The 21,573-nt window shown below is 70.9% G+C and carries 18 protein-coding genes; 9 read left to right on the top strand and 9 right to left on the bottom strand.

Annotated features, from left to right (window positions below; all coding sequences use genetic code 11):
• The first annotated feature begins 385 nt into the window (after positions 1–385).
• The gene (locus tag DA075_RS19910; RefSeq protein ID WP_210206994.1) at positions 386–1,102 is read left to right on the top strand and encodes a ribonuclease activity regulator RraA; all 717 of its coding nucleotides are present in this window, start codon (positions 386–388) and stop codon (positions 1,100–1,102) included.
• 10 nt (positions 1,103–1,112) lie between these two features.
• On the opposite strand, the gene DA075_RS19905 is transcribed toward DA075_RS19910, so the two are convergent.
• The 3 genes from DA075_RS19905 to ada all read right to left on the bottom strand — a co-directional run bounded on the left by DA075_RS19905 (position 1,113) and on the right by ada (position 3,443).
• Positions 1,113–1,343 carry a hypothetical protein gene (locus tag DA075_RS19905; RefSeq protein ID WP_123834367.1) on the bottom strand — a complete coding sequence of 77 codons (231 nt, stop codon included), beginning with the start codon at positions 1,341–1,343 and terminating at the stop codon, positions 1,113–1,115.
• A 178-nt stretch (positions 1,344–1,521) separates the two neighbouring features.
• Positions 1,522–2,226 carry a DUF4142 domain-containing protein gene (locus DA075_RS19900; protein WP_099954688.1) on the bottom strand — a complete coding sequence of 235 codons (705 nt, stop codon included), beginning with the start codon at positions 2,224–2,226 and terminating at the stop codon, positions 1,522–1,524.
• 122 nt (positions 2,227–2,348) lie between these two features.
• On the bottom strand, positions 2,349–3,443 hold the full coding sequence (ada, locus tag DA075_RS19895) for a bifunctional DNA-binding transcriptional regulator/O6-methylguanine-DNA methyltransferase Ada (RefSeq protein ID WP_414468109.1): 1,095 nt from the start codon (positions 3,441–3,443) through the stop codon (positions 2,349–2,351).
• A gap of 496 nt (positions 3,444–3,939) precedes the next feature.
• Between ada and DA075_RS19890 the strand changes: the two genes are divergently transcribed.
• The 3 genes from DA075_RS19890 (at position 3,940) to DA075_RS19880 (ending at position 7,151) form a co-directional block, all read left to right on the top strand.
• A complete protein-coding gene (locus DA075_RS19890) occupies positions 3,940–4,833 on the top strand; it encodes a 3'-5' exonuclease (RefSeq protein ID WP_099954687.1) in 894 nt (297 codons plus the stop codon).
• Positions 4,834–5,151: 318 nt separating this feature from the next.
• A complete protein-coding gene (locus DA075_RS19885; protein WP_099954686.1) occupies positions 5,152–6,690 on the top strand; it encodes a UbiA family prenyltransferase in 1,539 nt (512 codons plus the stop codon).
• A complete protein-coding gene (locus DA075_RS19880) occupies positions 6,690–7,151 on the top strand; it encodes a GtrA family protein (RefSeq protein ID WP_099954685.1) in 462 nt (153 codons plus the stop codon). The genes DA075_RS19885 and DA075_RS19880 overlap by 1 nt, the downstream gene beginning before the upstream one ends.
• On the opposite strand, the gene DA075_RS19875 is transcribed toward DA075_RS19880, so the two are convergent.
• Positions 7,120–8,370 carry a hypothetical protein gene (locus tag DA075_RS19875; protein WP_099954684.1) on the bottom strand — a complete coding sequence of 417 codons (1,251 nt, stop codon included), beginning with the start codon at positions 8,368–8,370 and terminating at the stop codon, positions 7,120–7,122. The genes DA075_RS19880 and DA075_RS19875 overlap by 32 nt on opposite strands.
• A gap of 273 nt (positions 8,371–8,643) precedes the next feature.
• Between DA075_RS19875 and DA075_RS19870 the strand changes: the two genes are divergently transcribed.
• Positions 8,644–9,399: a phosphorylase gene (locus tag DA075_RS19870; RefSeq protein WP_099954683.1), complete on the top strand. Its 756-nt coding sequence runs from the start codon at positions 8,644–8,646 to the stop codon at positions 9,397–9,399.
• Here DA075_RS19870 and hpnH read toward each other — a convergent pair.
• Complete coding sequence (gene hpnH / locus DA075_RS19865; protein ID WP_099954682.1) at positions 9,322–10,476, bottom strand: adenosyl-hopene transferase HpnH; 1,155 nt, start codon at positions 10,474–10,476, stop codon at positions 9,322–9,324. The genes DA075_RS19870 and hpnH overlap by 78 nt on opposite strands.
• A 122-nt stretch (positions 10,477–10,598) precedes the next feature.
• Positions 10,599–11,549 carry a 4-hydroxy-3-methylbut-2-enyl diphosphate reductase gene (gene ispH / locus DA075_RS19860; protein WP_099954681.1) on the bottom strand — a complete coding sequence of 317 codons (951 nt, stop codon included), beginning with the start codon at positions 11,547–11,549 and terminating at the stop codon, positions 10,599–10,601.
• A gap of 411 nt (positions 11,550–11,960) precedes the next feature.
• Between ispH and DA075_RS19855 the strand changes: the two genes are divergently transcribed.
• Positions 11,961–14,606 (top strand): MMPL family transporter, encoded by a 2,646-nt coding sequence (locus tag DA075_RS19855; RefSeq protein WP_099954680.1) that lies wholly within the window; start codon positions 11,961–11,963, stop codon positions 14,604–14,606.
• A 364-nt stretch (positions 14,607–14,970) separates the two neighbouring features.
• Positions 14,971–16,446: a SulP family inorganic anion transporter gene (locus DA075_RS19850; protein ID WP_099954679.1), complete on the top strand. Its 1,476-nt coding sequence runs from the start codon at positions 14,971–14,973 to the stop codon at positions 16,444–16,446.
• Positions 16,447–16,663: 217 nt separating this feature from the next.
• On the opposite strand, the gene DA075_RS19845 is transcribed toward DA075_RS19850, so the two are convergent.
• Entirely contained in the window at positions 16,664–17,227 is a 564-nt protein-coding gene (locus tag DA075_RS19845; protein WP_099956684.1) for a methylated-DNA--[protein]-cysteine S-methyltransferase, read from the bottom strand.
• Between the two features lie 63 nt (positions 17,228–17,290).
• On the bottom strand, positions 17,291–18,415 hold the full coding sequence (hemH, locus tag DA075_RS19840; RefSeq protein ID WP_099954678.1) for a ferrochelatase: 1,125 nt from the start codon (positions 18,413–18,415) through the stop codon (positions 17,291–17,293).
• A gap of 212 nt (positions 18,416–18,627) precedes the next feature.
• On the opposite strand from hemH, the gene DA075_RS19835 reads away from it, so the two are divergent.
• Both DA075_RS19835 and ung read left to right on the top strand, forming a co-directional pair.
• Positions 18,628–20,133, top strand: coding sequence for a bifunctional metallophosphatase/5'-nucleotidase (locus DA075_RS19835; protein WP_099954677.1), 1,506 nt, complete (start codon positions 18,628–18,630; stop codon positions 20,131–20,133).
• Between the two features lie 26 nt (positions 20,134–20,159).
• On the top strand, positions 20,160–20,864 hold the full coding sequence (gene ung / locus DA075_RS19830) for a uracil-DNA glycosylase (protein WP_099954676.1): 705 nt from the start codon (positions 20,160–20,162) through the stop codon (positions 20,862–20,864).
• A 133-nt stretch (positions 20,865–20,997) separates the two neighbouring features.
• On the opposite strand, the gene DA075_RS19825 is transcribed toward ung, so the two are convergent.
• Complete coding sequence (locus DA075_RS19825; RefSeq protein WP_099954675.1) at positions 20,998–21,564, bottom strand: hypothetical protein; 567 nt, start codon at positions 21,562–21,564, stop codon at positions 20,998–21,000.
• Positions 21,565–21,573 lie beyond the last annotated feature (9 nt).

Below are 21,573 nucleotides of genomic sequence, written 5' to 3'. Positions count from 1 at the left end.
GGCTCAAGGCAACACCCTCCCCCCTCTGCGGGGGAGGGTGCCCCGCGGAATGGGGCGGGAGAGGGGACGACGCTGCCGGATGAAGCGGAACCGTCCTGTCGGGCGCCTGCCGGATCGGCGTCGCGCTGCCCTCTTGCGAACGACGCCATAGGCCACCCTTCCTCGCAGAGGGGGAGGGTCCAATTGCGCCACGTCCTGCACCATCCTGGTTGATGTACTAAAACATTAGTGCTTCAATGCGCGCGTCAACAGGCCGCCGCATGGGCGGCCGCGGAGCGGCGAAGCCGTCCGGTGCGGTTAGGGAGGAAGCGGAAGCGGGCGGCATCGCCCGCAACGGCCGGCTTCTCCCGCCGCCCCCGGCCGCGCCCCCGACCGGAGAGCCCCGATGCCCCTGAGCCCCGAGACCCGCGCGACGCTGAAGACCGTCAGCACCGCCACCCTGGCCACCGCCCTGTTCAAGCGCGGCCTGCGCAACCAGTTCATCCAGGACGTGCGCCCCCTCAACCCGAATGCCGGGACGATGGTCGGCGAGGCCTATACCCTGCGCTACATCCCGGCCCGCGAGGACCTGAACACCCTGGCGGTGTTCCGTGATCCGACCCACCCGCAACGCGTCGCCGTCGACCAGTGCCCGGAAGGTGCGGTGCTGGTGATGGACAGCCGCAAGAACCCCCGCGCGGCCTCCGCCGGCGCGATCCTGGTGACCCGGCTGATGAAGCGCGGCGCGGCGGGCGTCGTCACCGATGGGGGTTTTCGCGATTCGCCCGAGATCGGCGCCCTGCCCTTCCCGGCTTACCACAACCGCCCCTCCGCCCCGACCAACCTGACCCTGCATCAGGCCCTCGACATCAACGTGCCGATCGGCTGCGGCGACGTCGCGGTCTGGCCCGGGGACGTGGTGGTGGGCGACGCCGAGGGCGTGATCGTCATTCCGGCGGACATCGCCGACGAGATCGCCGCGGAAGCGGCCGAGATGACGGTGTTCGAGGATTTCGTGCTGGAGGAGGTCCAGAACGGCCGCGGCGTGATCGGCCTCTATCCGCTGATCGACGAGCAGGCCAAGGCCGATTTCGCGGCTTGGCGGCAGAAGACCGGTCGCTGAAGGACACGCCTCACACGATCATCCCGACGAGCAACACCGCCACCATCGTGGCGGTGGCGCCGAGCGCCGCAGCCCAGAGCCCGGCCTCGGCGGCGCTGCCCGGGCGGACGTTGTCGTTGGCCGCCTGCGGCAGCATGCGCGGGAAGCGGCGCCACTTGCGCAGGTGGGACGGCGCCGTCGCGATCAGGTGCGGCAGGGGGGCGACGGCGTTCTGGCGGCACGACATAAGGTTGCGCTCCAAGGGGGGAGGCTCGCGCGTTTGTGATGGCCTCGCCCTGCCGCAAACCTTTGCGGCAGGGACCAATGGATGAACGCGGGTCGCGGCCTCTCGATCCGTGGCCGGCGCAAATTCCGTGACGTCTTCCTTAAAGGAAGGCTGAGGCCCGCCCTCCGGGCCGTCCCGCGCTATGGCCGGCCGATCAGAACAGCGAGTCGCCGTCCGAGTAGCGGTCGGCCAGGCGGTCGGCCGCGCCGGCATCGCCGCGCAGCATCGGCTTGGCTTCGTTGGCGAAGGTGCGGCCGACCGTGCTGTCGCCGTAGCGCGAATAGGTCTCGTAGAGCTGCACCGTGTCGCCCTGCGCACGCGCCTGGTCGGCGGCGTAGAGCGCGTCGAAGCGCTTGCCGCCGGGGGCGGCCTGCAGGCGTGCCAGGCGCTGCTCACGGACCGGATCGAGGGCGACGCGGCGGCCCGGGCTGGCCGGGTTGTTGTCGATGATCGGGATGTCCGTGACCGGACGGCCCTGGAGCACGTTGCCGAAAGCCGCGATCGGCGCGGTCGCCAGCGCCAGGGGCGCGGTCAGCAGGTTGCCGGTGCCGGCATCGCCCACCACCGTGCCGGCGGGGCTGAGCGAGGTGCCGCGCGGCAGCAGCGCGTCGGTGGTCGCCCGACGGTTGACGATCGTCTGCTCGGCGTAGGTGCGGACGGCGCGGTTGTTCGACTTCTGCAGCGCGAGGCGGCTCGTCTCGATGTTGTAGGCGTCGCTGCGCAGCGCCTCGGCGCGAAACGCCTCGGTCGACTCGGCCGCCGGACGGTCGGTGGGAAAGATCACCAGGTTCTGGGCCGCCGCCGGCAGGCTGCCGGCGATCGTCAATCCGACCACGGCCAGAAGAGCAGTGCGAGACATGTCGTGAGTTCCATAGACTATCGCCTCGCCGCGCCGGATGAGGCGCTGCGCGAGGCAGGACGCCCCTTCGGCCCCATAACCTGTCCCTTGCGCGAAAGTTCCTGACGGAGAGATCTCTTCCGTTAGGTTCTGTCCCGCCGCTCCCGGTCGAGGAGCGCCCGCTTGCGGTCGACGCCCCAGCGATAGCCCGAGAGGCTACCGTCCTGCCGCACCACCCGGTGGCAGGGAATCGCCACCGCGATCGGGTTGGCGCCGCAGGCGAGCGCCACCGCCCGGGCCGCCGAGGGTGCGCCGATCGCCTGGGCGATCTCGGCATAGGTCGCCGTACGCCCCGGCGGGATCGCCCGCAGGGCCTGCCACACCCGCTGCTGGAAGGCGGTGCCGCCGATGTCGAGGGGCAGGGCCGCGCCCTGGCCGGGCGCCTCGACGAGGCCGACGACCTGCGCCACCACCGCCTCGAAATCCCGGTCGCCTCCGGTCAGCGCCGCCTTCGGGAAGCGGTCCTGGAGGTCGCGCAGGAGGGCGTCCGGATCGTCGCCGAGCAGGATTGCGCAGACTCCGGTCCCGGTCGCCGCCACCAGGACGTGGCCGAGCGAGCAGGCGCCGACCGCGAAGCGGATCGCCGCGCCCTCCCCGCCCCGGCGGTAGGCCGTGGGCGTCATGCCGAGGCGCGCCGGTGCCGCGGCGTAGAACCGGCTCGCCGCGCCGTAGCCGGCCTCGTAGAGGGCCGCGGTCACCGTTCCGGCCTGCCGCAACCCCTCCGCCGCCCGCGCCGCGCGGTGCGCCGCCGCATAGGCTCGCGGCGTCACCCCGGTGACCTGCTTGAACACACGGTGGAAGTGGTAGGGGCTCAAGGACGCCGCCGCCGCGAGGTCGGAGAGCGCGGGTGCAGTCTCCGCCGCCTCGATCATCCGGCAGGCCCGGGCCACCGCGTCGGCCTGGCGTTCGGCCAGGCTCGCCTCGTTCGGCCGGCAGCGCCGGCAGGCCCGGAAGCCCGCGGCTTCCGCCGCGGCGCAGCTCGCGTGGAAGCTGACATTCTGAGGGAGGGCCGGCCGGGCGGCGCAGCTCGGCCGGCAATACACGCCGGTGCTGCGCACCGCGTAGACGAACAGGCCGTCCGCCGACCGGTCGCGGCGGGCGATGGCGGCAAAGCGCGCGGCGTCGTCGAGCGGCGGAGGACCCCCCATGGCCGCGAGGTCGGAATCCGGGTTGCGCATGATCGTCTGCCTCCCTGTCGGGCGATGGCCCCATCCTCGCCCCGCTTGGCCTGCCCGCGCATCCCGGCGCTTGCGGCCGAATTCGCTGCTGACGGATGTCCGGCTGACGGATGTCTGGCGGCCGAATTCCGGTCGCTTCTTGCCGCAGGTTTACTCCGGATGCGTTTCCGGCGCCGCCCCCTAAACCGGGCCGGCCGCGGGATGTTGGGCTCCCGGTCGGGCGGCAGGGGCCGGCCCACCCGCCGGCTCTCTCCTCCCGTGCCGGTGCGGCGCTCCTCTCCCGGATCTCATCCATGTCCCCGCTGCCTCACGGCCGCGGGGCCTTTCGTCGTGGGCCGCCAGGCGCGGCGGCGGCCACGGTTCGTTTGCCGGATGCGAATACGGTGGAGCGTGGCGGCGGGGCTCTTGGCCCGGCGGCCGGGCCGGGGTTAATCCGGCTCTCAAGCAACGACACGCGCCGCCGCCGCGCGGCCCGCTTGGCCAGGGTGACCGCCGCTTGACCGACGCGCTCGACGACATCGCCGCCATCCTGGAGCGTACCGGCGACTACCGCGTGCTGCGGCGCTTGAGCCCCTTCGTGCCCCCGGCCGAGACGCCCGACGAGCCGACCTTCACCGGGCTGATCCTCGACACCGAGACCACCGGCATCGACGTCACCGCCGACGAGGTGATCGAGCTCGGCATCATCTCGTTCGAGTACGGCGCCAGCGGCCGGATCTACCGGGTGCTGGAGCGCTTCAACCAGCTCCACCAGCCCTCCGGGCCGATCCCCGAGGCGGTGGTGCGGCTCACCGGCATCACTGACGCCGACGTTGCCGGCCAGCGCATCGACGACGAGGCGGTCGCGGCGCTCGCCGCCGAGGCCCGCGTCGTCATCGCCCACAATGCCCGCTTCGACCGGCAGATGTGCGAGCGGCGCTGGCCGATCTTCGTCTCGCGCAACTGGGCCTGCTCCTGCCATCAGATCCCCTGGCGGGCGGAAGGCCACGAGGGGATGCGGCTCGGCCACCTGCTCGCCGATCACGGCCATTTCCACAACGGCCACCGGGCGATCGACGATTGCGAGGCGCTGCTGGCGATCCTCGCCCGCCCCTTGCGCGGCTCGGGGCGCGTGGCGCTCGGTGCCCTCCTCGAGGCGGCGCGGCGGCCGACGGTGCGGCTCTGGGCCTCCGACGCGCCGATCGCCCTCAAGGATCGGCTCAAGGACCGCAACTACCGCTGGTCGCCCCGGCGCCGCTGCTGGTACGTCGACCTCGACGAGGAGCAGATCGAGATCGAGCGCTCGTTCCTGTCGCGGGAAATCTACCGCGGCACCCTGCCCTCCGGCCTGCCGGCCGACCGCTTCACCGCCCGCGACCGCTTCTCGACCCGCGCCGACCCGGAATCGTAAGAGCCTGTTTGAGGCGGTGGACCGGGTTGCAAACCTCTTGGTCATCCCGGGCCCGCGAAAGCGGAACCCGGGATGACACGGAGAGATCGCGGCCTGTGCGGCAGATTGATCGATGCAGCTGCTCGAACAGGCTCTGAGGCGACGTCCGGCGTCATGATGACCGGAGCCTTGGCGGAGATCCGCGCAATCGTCGCGATCGCTTCAACCCGCCGGTCATCCTGACGCGCGAAGGGCCGTCGGTCTCCGATCGTTTTAAGACTTGCACCGCCCGCCCCATCGTAGCCTGCGCCGCAATCACAGCAGCGCGGGCCGCAGACGATGTCCCTGGCGAGTTCCTCTCTGGCCAGTTCCTCCCTGGCAAGCTCACCCCGGCACGAGCCCGATCCGGCTCTGGCCATCCCGGGCCGTGACGAGGGCCCGCTGGTGCCCCTCGTCGTCGACCTCGACGGGACGCTCCTGCGCACCGACCTGCTGCTCGAGGGCGTTGTGGCGATCCTGCGCCGCAACGTCCTGATGCTGTTTTCGATGCTGGCTTGGCTGCCCCGGGGCCGTGCCACCTTCAAGCGCCGGGTCGCCGAGCACGCCGCCCTCGACTTCGCCACCCTGCCGGCGAACGAGGAGCTGCTCGCCTATATCGAGCTGCAGAAGACGTTGGGGCGCGAGATCGTGCTCGCCACCGCGGCCGACGCGCTGATGGCGCGCGGCATCGTCGAGCGCTTTCCCCTGTTCGACCGGGCGGTGTCGAGCGACGGGCTCGTCAACCTGAAGGGCGAGGTCAAGGCTCAAGCCCTCGCCGCCCTGTTCCCGCGCGGGTTCGATTACGCGGGCAACGCCGCGGTCGATCTGCCGATCTGGGCCCGGGCGCAGCGGGTGATCCTGGTCGAGACCCCGGCGAGCGTCGCCCGCGCCGCCCGGGCCGGTGGGCGTCCTTCCGAGGAATTCGCCGCCGCGCCCCGCCTGCGGGCGCTCGCCAAGGGCTTGCGGCTGCACCAATGGGCCAAGAACGGCCTCGTCTTCGTGCCGCTGGTGCTCGGCGGGCTCGCCGGCAGCGCGGCCGCCTGGCTTGATGCGGCCCTCGCCTTCCTGGCGCTCGGCCTCGTCGCCTCGGCGAGCTATCTCCTCAACGACCTCTGGGACCTGCCGCACGACCGGGCGCATTGGTCGAAGCGCCACCGGCCTCTGGCGAGCGGCCGGCTGCCCCTCGCGACCGGGATCGCCGCAACCCTGGGCGGCCTCGCCCTGGGCCTCGGCCTCGCGGCGGCCGGTGGGCCGGCCCTGCTCGCCGCGATCCTGGCCTACCTCATCGGCACCCTCGCCTACTCGTTCTCGCTGAAGCGCGTGCCGATGCTCGATGCGCTGATCCTCGGCGGCCTGTTCAGCCTGCGGCTCGTCATCGGGGTCGCGGCAGTCGGCGTCGCCTGGTCGCCGTGGCTCCTCACCTTCTCGATGTTCCTGTTCACCTCGCTCTCCTTCGCCAAGCGCCACACCGAGCTGCGCGGGGCGGTGAAGCGCGGGCGCACCGGCCAGATTTCCGGCCGCGGCTACCGCCCGGCGGACGAGCCTGTGGTGCTCGCCTTCGGGATCGCGTCGGGGCTCGCCAGCATCGTCATCTTCATCCTCTACCTCGCCAACGAGGCGTTCCGGCACGCGGTGCTGTCGGCGCCGCTGGCCCTGTGGACCTTCCCGCTGGTGCTGGTGCTGTTCATGGGCCGGATCTGGCTGCTGGCAGGCCGCGACGAACTCAACGACGATCCGGTCGCCTTCGCGGTCAGGGACAGGCCCTCCTTGAGCCTCGCCGCCATCGCCGGCCTCTCCTTCGCGGTCGCGGCCTTCGGGCTACCGGGCTGGGGCGGCTGATGCGCGCCGAGGTCGCCCGTTTCCTGATCGCGGGCGGCTCGGCCGCCGCGATCAACTGGCTCGCCCGCATCCTGCTCTCGGGGGTGATGCCGTACTGGGCCTCGATGCTGGCCGCCTACGGGATCGGCATGGTGGCGGGGTTCTGGCTCTACCGGACCTTCGTGTTCCGGGGCGCCGCTACCGGCCGGCTCCCCCGCCAGGCGGCGGTCTTCCTCGCCGTCAACGCCGTCGGGGCCGGCGTGGTGCTGGGAGTGAGCATGGGGATCCTCGCAGGCCTCACCGCCCTGATCCCGGCGCTGCCCGTGCCGGTGGCGGAGGCGCTCGGCCACGGCGCCGGCATCGCGGCCGGCGCGGTGTCGAACTATTTCGGCCACCAGATCCTCACTTTCGGGATGCGCCGCACCCCGGTCGAGGCTGCGCGGCCGGAACTCACAGCCTGTGGAGGCTCGCCAGCAGCGTGACCGCCGCGTTGGCGAGGATGCCCCAGGTGACGAGGAGCGGCAGCGCCGCGAAGGCCCGGGGCCGTTCGCCGCGCAGCATCAGCACGATCAGGATCGGCAGCCAGTCCAGGGTGTATCGCTGCGTGGCGGTCTGGTCGGCGCCGTTCGAGTGATAGAACAGGGTGATGCCGGCGATGATCGCGATCACGACGGCGCCCGCCGCGAAGGCGCGGTCGAGGCGGGCGTAGAAGGCCAGCAGCAGCCACGGGCTCATCACCAGCAGGGCCGAACCCGAGCGGTCGAGGCCGGTCAGCTGCGTCAGGTACGGCCCGCCGAACTCGAAGTGGACGCCCTGCAGGAACAGGTAGAGGGTGTTGAACAGGAGGTAGTCGCGCGAGAACAGCCCGACCTCGGTGATGCGCCGCCAGATGAAGCCCGCGCTGCCGGGATTGTGGATGAAGGCGTAGCCGGTCTCGGCCGGGCTGCCGAAGCGGGCGTAGTTGTACACGAAGTAGACGATCAGCCCGACGATCACCGGGATCCCGGCGAGCAGCACCGGGCGAACGAGGTCCCGCGCGGTGTCGCGCCAGCTCTCGTGCCAGCCCTCTTGCGCATCCTGGCGCCGCGGCATCGCCAGCACGAGCAGGAACAGCGGATAGAAGATCGCCATCTGCCGGCACAGGAAGGCGAGCGCCACGAACAGCCCGGCGAGCGGCAGCGAGCGCCGGCAGATCACCGCCCACAGGCTCAGGGTGGTCATCAGGAAGCCGACCGACTGGGCGTAGAACCACACGCCCTCCGACCGCAGGGTGACCTGGAACAGCGGGCTCGCGAAGGCGATGGCCGCGAGCAGCCAGAGCGCGTCCGCATCCTCGACATCGAGCGCCCGGAAGATCCGGTGCCAGGCCCACAGGCTGAGTGCGCCGAGGGCCATCGCCAGCAGCACGAAGCCCTTGAAGCCCGGGAACCCGAACAGGGCGACGAAGGGCAGCGCCACCAGGGCCGGCAGCGGCGGGAAGATCACGTAGGTGCGGCCCTGGAACAGGGCGCAGTCGATCTCCGGGCAGCTCTCGATCCAGAGCCGCCCGTGCAGGAACGCATCGGCGAGCGCCCCGTGCGAGTTGAGGCCGGAATCGCGCAGGGTGCCGCGCAGGATCAGGAGGCCGACAAGCGCGAGGGCGCCGAGCCCGGCGAGGATGGCGAGCGCCCGGTTGCGGGTGTCCTCGGAACTGCGGTGCATGGCATCGGCCCGGTCTTCAGGTGAGAGTGTGCCGTGACCGGCGACCCTTTCTTCACGGTCAAGCTTAACCGGGTCTTTCGCGGCGGGATATCTGCATTCCCGCTCCCGCTTCCGATCGTTCTGGGACAGGTGACGAGTGACGCGGGCGGCGTCTCTCGCATCGATCGAGGTCTCGCCGCCCCCCGTGACACCCGTGCCACAGGACCGCCCCATCCGCTCTGGTATGAGGGGTGCTTCACCGCCCCTTCCCCAACGCGACTCCCCGAGCCCCGCATGATCGTCGTCGAGGACACCACCGGTCCGAACGGGCCTCATCCCGTGCTGGCCGTGACCGGCCTGGCCCGCGAGGCGCGGCTCGCCGCCGGGCCGGGCGTGGCGACGGTGGGAGCCGGGGGCAACCCGGAGCGGCTGCGGAATCTCCTGAAGGGGCGCAGCGGCCCGGGCTGCCGGGCGGTGATGAGCATCGGCATCGCCGGCGGGCTCGATCCCGACCTGGTGCCGGGCGACGTCGTGGTGGCGACCGGGGTCGTCGTGACCGGAAGCCTGGCGGGCGGGCAGCGCCTGACGGCGCACCCACAGGTCGTCGCAGCCCTCGCGCAGAGGCTGGCGGACGCGCCGTCGCGGGTGATCCAGGCCGATGTTGCGGGGGTGGAGGCGGCGGTGCTGTCGCCGCACGCCAAGGCGGTGCTCCGCGCCGAGACCGGCGCCGCGGCGGTCGACATGGAATCGCAGGTCGCGGCCGCCTTCGCCGAGGCGCACGGCCTGCCGTTCTGCGCCGTCCGGGTGGTGTGCGACCCGGCCGACCGCGCCCTGCCGGCGGCGATCGCCAAGGCCCTCAAGCCGGACGGCGAGCCCGATATCCTCGCCGTCCTGTCGGCTCTGGCGCGCCGCTCGGCCACGTTGGGCGGGCTGGTGCGCCTCGCCCGTGACTCGTCGGCGGCCTTCGACTCCCTAGGCCGCTGTCGCGCGCTTCTTGGCGTCGGCCTTGGCGTCCCGGATCTCGGAGAGCTTCTGCGCGACGTTGCGTGAGAACACGAACTCGGCCGGGCGCTGGTTCTCAAGGGAGATCTCGGGAGCCATCTCGCCCTCGGTCTTGATGCCCCGCATCGCGTAGACCAGCGGCTTCCACGGCTTCTTCACCGAGTCGACCACCGAAGAGGCCTCGTAGCCCGAGTGCACCATGCAGTCGGCGCACTTCTCGTAGTTGCCGGTGCCGTAGGCGTCCCAGTCCGTGGTCTCCATCAGCTCCTTGAAGGTCTTGGCGTAGCCCTCGCCGAGCAGGTAGCACGGCTTCTGCCAGCCGAAGACCGTCCGGGTCGGGTTGCCCCACGGCGTGCAGTGGTAGGTCTGGTTGCCGGCCAGGAAGTCCAGGAACAGGCCGGACTGCTGGAAGGTCCACTTCTCGCGGCCCTTCTCCTTGCCGAGACGGAACACGCCGCGGAACAGGTCCTTGGTGGCCCGGCGGTTGAGGAAGTGCTGCTGGTCCGGGGCGCGCTCGTAGGCGTAGCCGGGGGAGACGGTGATGCCGTCGATGCCCATCCGGGTCACGCTGTCGAAGAAGTCGGCGATCTTGTCGGCCGAGGAGTTGTTGAAGAAGGTGCAGTTGATCGTGACCCGGAAGCCCATCTCCTTGGCCTTCTGGATCGCCGCCACCGCCTTGTCGTAGACGCCGCGCTGGCAGACCGACTGGTCGTGCATCTCCTTGTCGCCATCGAGATGGATCGACCAGGTGAAATACGGGCTCGGCTTGTACTGCGCGATCTTCTTTTCGAGCAGCAGCGCGTTGGTGCAGACGATCGCAAATTTCTTCTGGGCGATGATGCCCTCGACGATCTGCGGCAGGTCCTTGTGCAGCAGCGGCTCGCCGCCTGCGATGACCACGACGGGCGCACCGCACTCACGGACCGACTCGAGAGCTTCGTCGACCGGAAGGCGCTTGTTGAGGATCTCGTCCGGATAGTCGATCTTGCCGCAGCCTGCGCAAGCGAGATTGCACCGGAACAACGGCTCCATCATCATGACAAGCGGGTAACGCTTGCGGCCGGTGAGGTGCTGCTTGAGGATGTAGCCGCCGATCTTCGCGACGTACCGTAGAGGAATGCCCAAGACCAAGGCTCCTTGTGTCGTGGTTCGTGTCGTACGCTGTGCCAAGCGGGCTGATTAGCCCGAAAAGTGGCGGATTTCCAGCAAGCTAGGTTCGAAAGGGTCCAAGCTGCGTTCGGAAGGGACTAGGTGTGGCCCAAACTCGACGGGAGCGGGAAGCTCGCGCTCTCGATAATGCCAGGAAGGGTGGAGATCCGCAGGGGGGTGCGACGCTGCAGCGCAGCAATCACCTCCGCGATCACCACCTCGGGAGTCGAGGCGCCGGCGGTGAGGCCGAGGGTGCGGGCCGCGCCGAGATCGATCCCCGCCAGATCCTCCGCCCCCTCGACGAGGTGGCTCGGCCGGCCGGCCTCGGCGGCGATCTCGCGCAGGCGGTTGCAGTTCGAGGAGTTGCGCGCCCCCACCACCAGGATCAGGTCGGCGACCTCCGCGAGGGCCCGCACGGCGGCCTGGCGGTTCTGGGTCGCGTAGCAGATGTCCCGGGTCTCGGGCCCGACGAGGTCGCGGAAGCGCCGGCTCAAGGCGGCGATGATCGCCCGCGTGTCGTCGACGCTGAGCGTCGTCTGGGTGATGTAGGCGAGCGGCGTGTCGGCGGAGAGGTCGAGGCTCTCCGCCTCGGCCACGCTGCCGACGAGGTGGACCTCGCCGTCGATCTGCCCCAGCGTCCCCTCGACCTCGGCGTGGCCGGCATGCCCCACCAGGATCACCGTGCGCCCTTGCGCGGCGTAGCGCCTCCCTTGCGCGTGCACCTTGGCGACCAGCGGGCAGGTGGCGTCGATTACGGGCAAGCCCCGGCGCGCCGCCTCCGCCTCGACCGCCCGCGACACGCCATGGGCCGAGAAGATCGTGGTGGCCCCGTCCGGCACCGCGTCGAGGCTGTCGACGAACCGTGCGCCCTTGGCCTTGAGGTCGGCGACGACGCGGCCGTTATGGACGATCTCGTGGCGGACATAGACCGGGCCGTCGCGCCGGGCGAGCACGCGCTCGACGATGTCGACCGCCCGCACCACCCCGGCGCAGAAGCCCCTGGGCTGGGCCAGCACGAGGTCGAGCCCGTTCTCCCGCGTTCCCGCCACCGGCCCTCCGTCCCTCTCGCGGCGATCCCGGTCCGGGCTCCGCCCCGGCCGGGCAAAACCCTTCCCGGTCCGTGGTGTAAGGCGCGGGCGCCGGTGGCGTAAAGCCGAGCTTGCGCGGCGGCTGTGGGCGGCGCGGACCGTCCGGATCAGGGATCCGTGTCGGCTCAATGCGTTGCAATCGCGCCTGCGGGTCATTACCTAGCGCGCCACGGAGGCGCTCCTGACGAGCGTTGCCGTGACGCATGTGCACACCGCGACCATGGGCGCCGCTGCCCCGCGCGCTAGTTTGGTCCCGGCCGGTGCGGGCTCTTCACGGGATGTCGCCGTCCCGGCGGGGCCGTCGGGCCGATCTTCAGGATTTCACCGGGCCGCCCCGTGGCCGGCCCGCGAGCTAGAGGCAGGCTTCGCATCGTGATCGAACGGCTCGTGGCGTTTTCCGTACACCGGCGCTGGCTCGTCCTCGTGGCGGCGCTGCTGCTCACCGTCGCGAGCGCCGTCACGGCGGCGCACCTCTTCCGGATCAACACCGACGTCGAGCGCCTGATCACGCCGGACGTGCCCTGGCGCCAGGACGAGATCCAGTTCGAGAAGACCTTTCCGCAGCGCAGCAACCTGCTCGTCGCCGTCATCGACGGCCGCACGCCGGAACAGGCCGAGGAAGCGGCGAACCGCCTGACCCAGGCCCTGTCCTCGCGCAAGGACCTGCTGCCGGTGGTCTACCGGCCGGATGGCGGCCCGTTCTTCGACAAGAACGGTCTGCTGCTGATGCCCCAGAAGGAGCTGGAGCAGACCACCGAGCGGCTGATCCAGCAGCAGGGCCTGCTCGGGCCGCTCGCCGCCGACCCGTCCTTGCGCGGCATCATGCAGGCGATGGTGATGGGGGCCCAGGGGGTGAAGGCCGGCCAGGCCAAGCCCGACGACCTCGTCGGCCCGATGGGCCAGATGAAGGACGTGTTCGACAAGGTTCTGAAGGGCGAGCCGGCCCAGCTCTCGTGGCAATTGCTGCTGGCGGGCGGCAAGGCGGAGCCAAGCGACCTGCGCCGCTTCGTCATCGCCCAGCCGGTGCTCGACTACGACGCCCTTCAGCCCGGCGAGAAGGCGTCCGCGCTGATCCGCGAGACCGCCCGCAACCTCGGCCTGACCGAGGCCCACGGGGTGCGGCTGCGCCTGACCGGCCAGGTCGCGGTGGCCGACGACGAATTCGCGACGCTCGCCGACGACGCGGCCCTGAACTACTCGGTCACCGGCGGCGCCATCGTGCTGTTCCTGTGGCTGGCCCTGCGCTCGGGCAGCCTCGTCGTGGCGGTGCTCGTCACCACCTTCGCGGGGCTCATCGTCACCGCCGCGCTCGGCCTCCTGATGGTGGGGGAGCTGAACCCGATCTCGGTCGCCTTCGCGGCCCTGTTCGTCGGCCTCGGCATCGATTTCGGTATCCAGTTCGCGGTGCGCTACCGCGCCGACCGCTTCGTCGAGGCAGACCTCGTCCGGGCGATCCGCTCGGCGGCCCGCGGCGTCGGCTGGTCGCTGACGCTGGCGGCGGTGTCGCTGCTCGCCGGCTTCTTCTCGTTCCTGCCGACCGATTTCCGCGGCGTGTCCGAGCTCGGCCTGATCGCCGGCGTCGGCATGATCGTCGCCTACCTGTTCTCTCTCACCGTTCTGCCGGCGCTGATCGCCGTGCTGCGGCCGCCGGGCGAGAAGCAGGAGGTCGGCACCGCCAGCATGGCCTCGGTCGACCACTGGATTCTCGCCAACCGCAAGCTGGTCCTGGTGCTCACCGGCCTCGTCACGGTGGCGGGCCTGCCCCTGCTCTACTGGCTGCCCTTCGACTCGAATCCGATGCACCTGCGCAGTGCGAAGGTGGAATCGGTCGCGACCTATCTCGACCTGACCAAGGATCCGAAGACCAGCCCCAACACCATCGACGTGGTCGTCCCGAACCGCGACGCCATCGCCCCGATGGTCAAGAAGCTGACCGAATTGCCGAGCGTCGCCGGGGCGATCGACATCGACACCTTCGTGCCCGCCGACCAGGACCAGAAGCTCGCGACCATCGAGGACGCCGCGCAGGTCCTGGGGCCGGTGCTGAGCCCGCCCCGCGTCGCGCCGGCGCCGAACGACCGCGAGGTGGTGACGGCGATCCGCAATGCGGTGACCGCGCTGCGGGGCATCTCGCAGGGCGCGCAGGGGCAAGGGCCCGCCTCCGGCCCGCTCGCGACGATCCAGGGCTTCACCGACACCCTCGACCGCCTCGCCGGCGCCGAGCCCTCGGTGCGCGAGGCCGCCGCCGCCGCTGTGGTGCCGAACCTCAAGGCCCTGCTCACCCGCCTGCGCAGCCTGCTCGCGCCGGCGAAGATCACGCTGGAGAACCTGCCGGCGCAGATCCGCTCAGACTGGATCGCCGCCGACGGCCGCGCCCGGATCGAGGTCCAGCCGAAGGGCAACTCGAACGACAACACGGTGCTGCGGCGCTTCTCCAAGGAAGTGCTCAGCGTCGCACCCCACGCCACCGGCGCGCCGGTCGCCACCACCCGGTCGAGCCACACCATCCTGGGCGCCTTCATCGAGGCGGGCCTGCTGGCGCTGGCCTCGATCTTCATCATCCTGTCGGTGGCCCTGCGCCGGCCCTGGGACGTCGCCATGGCCCTCGGGCCGCTGGTGCTCGCCACCCTGTGGACGCTCGAGGCGCTCTACCTCATCGGCATGCCGCTGAACTTCGCCAACATCATCGCGCTGCCGCTGATGCTGGCGGTGGGCGTGGCCTTCCACATCTACTACGTGATCGCCTGGCGGGCCGGCGTCGCCGACATGCTGGCCTCGAGCCTGACCCGGGCGATCTTCTTCTCGGCGCTCACCACCGGCACCGCCTTCGGCTCGCTGGTGCTGTCGAGCCACCCGGGCACCGCCAGCATGGGCAAGCTGCTGGCCCTGTCGCTGTTCTTCACCCTCGTCGCCGCCTTCTTCATCGTCCCGGCCTTCCTTGGCCCGCCGCCGAGGCAGAAGGCAAAGGACGGGGTGCCCGAGGCGGCGGCCCGGCGCGATCCGCTGATCCCGGCCTGAACGCGGATAAGCCCGGCATCGAAAAAGACCCGCTCCTCGACCGAGGGGCGGGTCTTTTCGTCGATCCATCGGGCTCCTCGCCCCGCCCCAATCGTCCTCGGCGTCGTCCCCGCCGTTCGGGAAAGGCGGTGCGTGCCTCACATCGCGACATGAAATCCACGCCGCCCGGTTGCGGTGCAGCGAAGGCCCGTGCTAAGGGGCGAGCCATGATGCAGGATCGAGCCTTACTGGTCTCGCGGCTCACGCCGCCGTAGCGCCCCGCTCTCCCGCGTCCTCTTCGCACGTCCGTTCTTCCGTGCCCGTCCGCTGCCTGCGGCCGGCCGTCCTCGCGCGCCTCGTCGCGCCTCCCTGAAAGCTCTCCCTCATGAACCTCGTCCGCCTGCGGCGCGAATGGGCGCCCGACGTCACGCGCGAAATCCTGGCCGGCACCGTCGTGGCGCTCGCCCTCATTCCGGAGGCGATCGCGTTCTCGATCATCGCCGGGGTCGACCCGAAGGTCGGGCTCTATGCCTCGTTCTGCATCGCGGTGGTCACCGCGATCGCGGGCGGGCGCCCGGCGATGATCTCGGCCGCCACCGGCGCGATGGCGCTGGTGATGACGACACTGGTCAAGGATCACGGCCTCGGCCACCTCTTCGCCGCCACGATCCTCACCGGCCTGATCCAGATCGCCGCCGGGGCCCTCAAGCTCGGCAACCTGATGCGCTTCGTCTCGCGCTCGGTCGTCACCGGCTTCGTCAACGCGCTCGCGATCCTGATCTTCCTCGCCCAGATGCCGGAGCTGATCGGCCGCGGGCCGGTCGTCTACGCTATGACCGCCGCCGGCCTCGCGCTGATCTACGGCCTGCCCTACCTGACCAAGGCCGTGCCCTCGGCGCTGGTCACCATCGTGCTGCTCACTGCAATCTCAATCGGATTCGGTCTCGGCATCCGCACCGTCGGCGACATGGGAGCCCTGCCGAGCGAGCTGCCGAGCTTCGCCCTGCCCTCCGTGCCGCTCACCCTCGAGACCCTGCGGATCATCCTGCCGTATTCGCTGACGCTGGCCATGGTCGGCCTGCTCGAGAGCCTGATGACCGCCGCGATCGTCGACGAGCGCACCGACACCACCTCGAACAAGAACCGCGAATGTGCCGGCCAGGGCCTGGCCAACGTCACGGCCGGCCTGTTCGGCGGCATGGCCGGGTGCGCGATGATCGGCCAGTCGGTGATCAACGTCTCATCGGGCGGCCGCGGCCGGCTCTCGACCCTGTGGGCCGGCGCCTTCCTGCTGTTCCTGATCGTGGTGCTCGGGCCTTACGTCGCGCGGATCCCGATGGCGGCCCTCGTCGCGGTGATGGTCATGGTGTCGATCAACACTTTCCAGTGGCGCTCGATCCGCACCCTCGTCACCCATCCGACCACGTCGAGCATCGTGATGCTCGGCACCGTTGCGGTGGTGGTCGCGACCCACGACCTCGCCAAGGGCGTGCTGTTCGGCGTGGTCCTGAGCGGGCTGTTCTTCGCCCACAAGGTCACCCGGTTCTTCTCCGTCGCGTCGGCGCGCGAGGGTTCCGTCCGGACCTACCGGGTCACCGGCCAGATCTTCTTCGCGACGGCCGAGGCCTTCCATGCCGGCTTCGACTTCCGCGAGGAGGATCTGACGGGCGTGGTGATCGACCTGACGCAGGCCCATTTCTGGGATCTGACCGCCGTCAACGCCCTCGACCGCGTGGTCCTGAAGTTCCGCCATCACGGCGTGCCGGTGGAGATCGCCGGGCTCAACGCGGCCTCGGCCACCCTGGTCGAGACGCTCGGCACCCACGACAAGCCGGGCGCGGCGCTCGCTTCGGGACATTGAGAGCGCGCTCGACCGGGAAACCCTGAAGGGGTCGGCGATCGGAGATCGACTGGACGCGAAGGCCGACGCCGCTCCGCTCCGGTGCGATCGTCGATCGCCGGTACCCAGGATGGAACCAAAGGTGGGGGGACGCCGATACGCTGCGCCTGCTGTCACGCTTGCGGATGATCGGCCAAGCCGGCCGTGACGGGAAGGCGCGTCCGTCGGCCAACTCGCCTCACCCGAGATCCAGCATTCCCTGCCGGCCCCCGACCGCTCCCCTTTCAAGCGCCACCCCCTCATGGGCGAGGAGCCAGCGCTTGCGTTCGAGGCCGCCGCCGTAGCCTGTGAGGCTCGCATTCGCCCCGATCACCCGATGGCACGGCACCACGAGGCCGACCGGGTTGGCACCGTTGGCGAGCCCGACCGCCCGCACCGCCTTGTCCCGCCCGAGACGCTGCGCGAGGGCGCCGTAGCTCAGTGTGGTGCCGGCCGGGATGTGCCGCAGCGCGGCCCAGACCTCGCGCTGGAAGACGGTGCCGTTGTGACGGACCGCAACGCCGTCGATGGCCCCGAGATCGCCGGCGAAATAGGCGTCGATCGGATCACGAAGCACCGCCGGCGGCGGGGCTTCGTGGAGAGCGAAGGCGGTGCCGTAATGCAGCCGCAGCAGGCGCCGCATCCGGTCCTCGTGGTCCGACCAGTCGAGGGCGCGCAAGGCCGCGTCCTCGTCGAAGACCAGCAGCATCGTGCCGATCGGGGTCGGGAGGGTGCCGAGGAGGAAGGGGACGGGCGCGGGCATGACGGCCAGAGGATAGGCCGGGGACGGGGCCGGCGGGATGGCCGCGTCGGCCCCGTCCACCGCTCAGTCGAGCCAGCCCTTCAGCTCGCGGGCGACGACGTGCTCGATCACCCGCATCCCCTCCGGGCCGTCATTGAGGCAGGGCAGGTAGGCGAAATGCTCGCCGCCGCCTTCCTCGAAATAGTGCCGGTTCTCGCCGTCGAGCTCTTCCAGCGTCTCGAGGCAGTCGGCGGTGAAGCCCGGTGCCACGATGGCGAGGCGCTTCACGCCCTTAGCCGCCAGCTCCTTCACGGTCTCGTCGGTATAGGGCTTCAGCCATTCCTCGTTGCCGAAACGCGACTGGAACGTCACCCGCATCCGCTCCGGCGAGTAGCCCAGAGCCTCGCGGATCAGCCGACCGGTCTTCACGCACTGGCAGTGATAGGGGTCGCCCTTCAGCAGGTAGGATTTCGGCACGCCGTGGAACGAGGTGAGAATGACCTCGGGCTCGAAGTCGAGGGCGGCGAGGTCGCGCCGGATCGCGCTCGCCACCGCCTCGATATAGACCGGGTCGTCGTGATAGGGCGGCGAGACGCGCACGGTGGGCTGCCAGCGCATCTTCATCAGCGCACGGAACGCCTGGTCGCAGGCGGTGGCCGAGGTCGCGGCGGCGTATTGCGGATAGAGCGGCACCAGCAGGATGCGGTCGCAGCCCTGCTCGAGCAGGGCCTGGATGCGCTGGTCGACCTCGGGCTTGCCGTAGCGCATCGCCCAGTCGACCACGACCTTGTCACCCATCGCCGCCTGGAGCTTCTCGGCCTGGCCGCGGGTGATAGTCTTGAGCGGGCCCTCGTCGCGCTCGGTGTTCCAGACCGAGGCGTAATCGCGCCCCTTGGGGCCCGGGCGCTTGGTCAGGATCACCAGATTGAGGAGCGGCCACCAGATCGCGCGCGGCACCTCGATCACCCGCCGGTCGGACAGGAACTCCTTGAGGTAGCGGCGCATCGGCCAGTAGCTCGTGCCCTCCGGCGTGCCGAGATTCATCAGGAGCACGCCGATCCGGCCCCAGCGCACGGCCGGGTGGTCGGCCGGCAAGGTACCGGCTCCGCCGACGGACTTGGCTCCGGCCTGGCCGGCGGCGCTGGCGCCCGCTTGTCCGACAGGAGTGGCGCCGCGGGCGAGCGCGGCGTTCGGAGTCACCTCGTTCATGGTCGTCCGGTCTGCTGGTCGGCCCGGAGGATGGCGCGCCCGGGCCCGTCTGTCTTCGCGTCGGGTGGCCGTCTACATAGCGCAAAGGCAGCCCGAACCAACGCGTCGTGACGCTGCACCGCTTTGCGCGCGAGACATTCACCGGTCAAGAAGCCCGTGTGACATTGGCGTCCTCGATCCCAGGGCGCCGTCGACGCCCGCCGGAGCTCCGCATGACCTCGCCCAGCCGCCGCCAGACCCTCGCCCTCGGCCTCGGGGCCGGACTTGCCGGCCTGGCGGGAGGACAGGCCGGCGCGCGGGCGCCGGACGTCGACTTCACCCTGGTCCTCGTCAACGACATCTACCGGATGGGCGCGGTCGACGGCCGCGGCGGCTTCCCGAAGCTCGCCGCCGTGGTCAAGGCCGAGCGGGCGAGGGGCCGGCCGGTCCTGGTCTGCCACGCCGGCGACACCCTCTCGCCCTCGCTGATGTCGGGCATCGACAAGGGGCGCCACATCATCGAGCTGACCAACCTGATCAAGCCCGACGTGTTCGTGCCGGGCAACCACGAGTTCGATTTCGGGCAGGACATCTATCTGGAGCGGATGCGGGCCGCGACTTTTCCGGTCTTCGCCGCCAACCTGCGCCGGCCCGACGGCACGCCGGTGCCGGGCACGAGCGAGTCGACGATCCTCACCCTCGGCGGGATCAAGCTCGGCGTGGTCGGCATCGCGCTGCCCGAGACGCCGGCCAAGTCGCAATCGGGCGACTGGCGGTTCGGGCCGGCCGTCGCCACGCTCGCCCGGGAGGCGACGGCCCTGCGAGCGGCGGGCGCCGAGATGGTGCTGGCGGTCTGCCACACCGACCGGGCGACCGACGAGGCCCTGGTGGCGAGCCGCCACGCCGACATCGTCCTTTCGGGCCACGACCACGACCTGGCGCTCCGCTACGACGGCCGCACGGCCTTCGCCGAATCCGGCCACGATGCCGAATACGTCACCGCCATCGACGTGAAGGCGGAAGGGACCGGCAAGGCCCTGACCTGGACCGCCGCCTTCCGCATCCACGACACCGCCGAGGTCGAGCCGGACCCGGAGGTGCTGGCGGTGGTCGAGCGCCAGGAGGGCGACCTCGCCCGCGAGCTGGACGTGCCGCTCGGCCGGGTGACCAACGCCCTCGACACCCGCACGGAGGCGGTGCGCCGGAGCGAGACTGCCTTCGGCGACCTCGTCGCCGATGCCCTGCGATCCGCCGCCGGGGCCGAGATCGGCCTGATGAATGGCGGCGGCATCCGCGGCAACCGGACCTACCCGGCCGATACCGCGCTGACCCGCCGCGACGTGCTGACCGAGCTGCCCTTCGGCAACACCTCGGTGCTGGTCAGGATCACCGGTGCCCAGGTGCTCGCCGCCCTCGAGAACGGGTTCTCCGAGATCGGCCGCTCCGCCGGGCGCTTCCCGCAGGTCTCGGGGATCGCGGTCACGGTCGATCCCGCCGCGCCGGCGGGCAAGCGGGTCGTCTCGGTCCGCGTCGGCGACGCGCTCCTCGATCCGGCCCGGACCTATCTGGTCGCAGCCAACAACTTCATGCTCGCCGGCGGCAACGATTACGGGATGCTGGCCGAAGGCAGGACCCTGGTCGGCGCCACCGACGGCACGCTCGTCGCCAACGTGGTCATGTCCTACATCCGCGCCTACGCGCCGCTGACGATCGAGACGGGGCGCCTGACCTTCCGCTGACCCCCGTTCGTTGACCTCGAGGTCCGATGCCGACAGACGAAACCGTAGCAGGCGCCCTCGCCCGCTTCCGTGCCTCCGGGTCCCCCTGGCTCGCCCTGCCGTTCTTCCAGGACGGCAGCGCCGAGCGGGTGGCGGGGGCCGTCGATGCCCGCCGGGAGGCCGGTGCCCGGGTGCTGCCGGCGCCCGAGAACATCTTCAACGCCCTGACGCTGACGCCGCTCGATCAGGTGCGGGCGGTGATCCTCGGGCAGGACCCCTATCCGACCCCGGGCGATGCCCACGGCCTCGCCTTCTCGTATGTCGGCGGGCGCCGGCTGCCGGCCTCGCTGAAGGTGATCCTGGCCGAGATGGCGGAGGAGACCGGCACGCCTGTGCCGAAAACCGGGGACCTCAGCCCCTGGGCACGCCAGGGCGTGCTGCTCCTCAATGCGGCGCTGACCGTCGAGGCGGGCCGATCCGGTGCGCATATGAAGCTCGGCTGGTCGACACTGACCGACCAGGCGGTCTCGGCGGTCTCGGCCGAGCGCCCGGCGGTCGCTTTCCTGCTCTGGGGCGCGCCGGCCCGCCAGCGCGCCGCCCTGATCGACCGGGAGAAGCACCTGGTGCTGGAGGCCGGTCACCCCTCGCCCCTCAACCGCAAGGCGGATTTCCGCGGCAGCCGGCCGTTCGGGCAGGCCAATGCGTGGCTGGAGGAGAAGGGGCTGGCGACGATCGACTGGCGCTTGAAGTAAGACCGTCTTCACCGCCACGGACAGGATCGCTGTCCATGCCGTCATGCCGGGTCTCGCTGCGCGACCCCGGGATGCGCTCGAGAGTCTCGAGGAGGCTTCGTGCCTGTCACAAAGCTCCCGGTGCGCGCCGCTCTCACCCCTCCTCGTCGGGCTCGGGCGGCACGCCATGGACCCGGGTGTAGAGCGCTGCCGTCGGCTCGACCTCGACCGCTCCGGTTTCGCCGGGGCCATAAGCCCCCTCGACCGCGAAGTGCCAGGCTTCCTCGAAACCGACCACGTCGATGTGCAAGGCGGGAAAGCGCCGGTGCAGCGCCTCGAAGACCGGAGCCGGGAAGCTCCACGCCGTCGCCAGGAAAAATTCCAGCGAGGCGCCGCCCCCGGCATCGTCGCCCCGTGCCGTTTCCTCGTAGGCGTCCGCGTTGCGCTGCGTGCCCCAGTGCTCCAGGGCCCACGCGGCTTGCTCGGGGCCGTCCGCCAGCGTGTCCGGCATCGGCAGGATGCGATTGAAGTCGAGCGTCGCATGCGCCGGTGCCGTGGAGGGCGCCGGTGCCGTCCGACCCATCAGGCCCCGCAGCCACGCCATGATGCCCGCGGCCGGGGCCGACGCGGGGCGCGGCTCCTCGACCATCAGCGCCCGGAACGCCGCCACGTCGGCCGAGGATCCGCGGACCGTGCAGCGCGTCGTCACGTGGTTGGTCATCGCCGGGAC

Source organism: Methylobacterium currus (assembly GCF_003058325.1).
Taxonomy (GTDB): Bacteria; Pseudomonadota; Alphaproteobacteria; order Rhizobiales; family Beijerinckiaceae; genus Methylobacterium; species Methylobacterium currus.
Note: the sequence above shows the minus strand (reverse complement) of the source record. Positions and strands in the feature narration are given on the sequence as shown.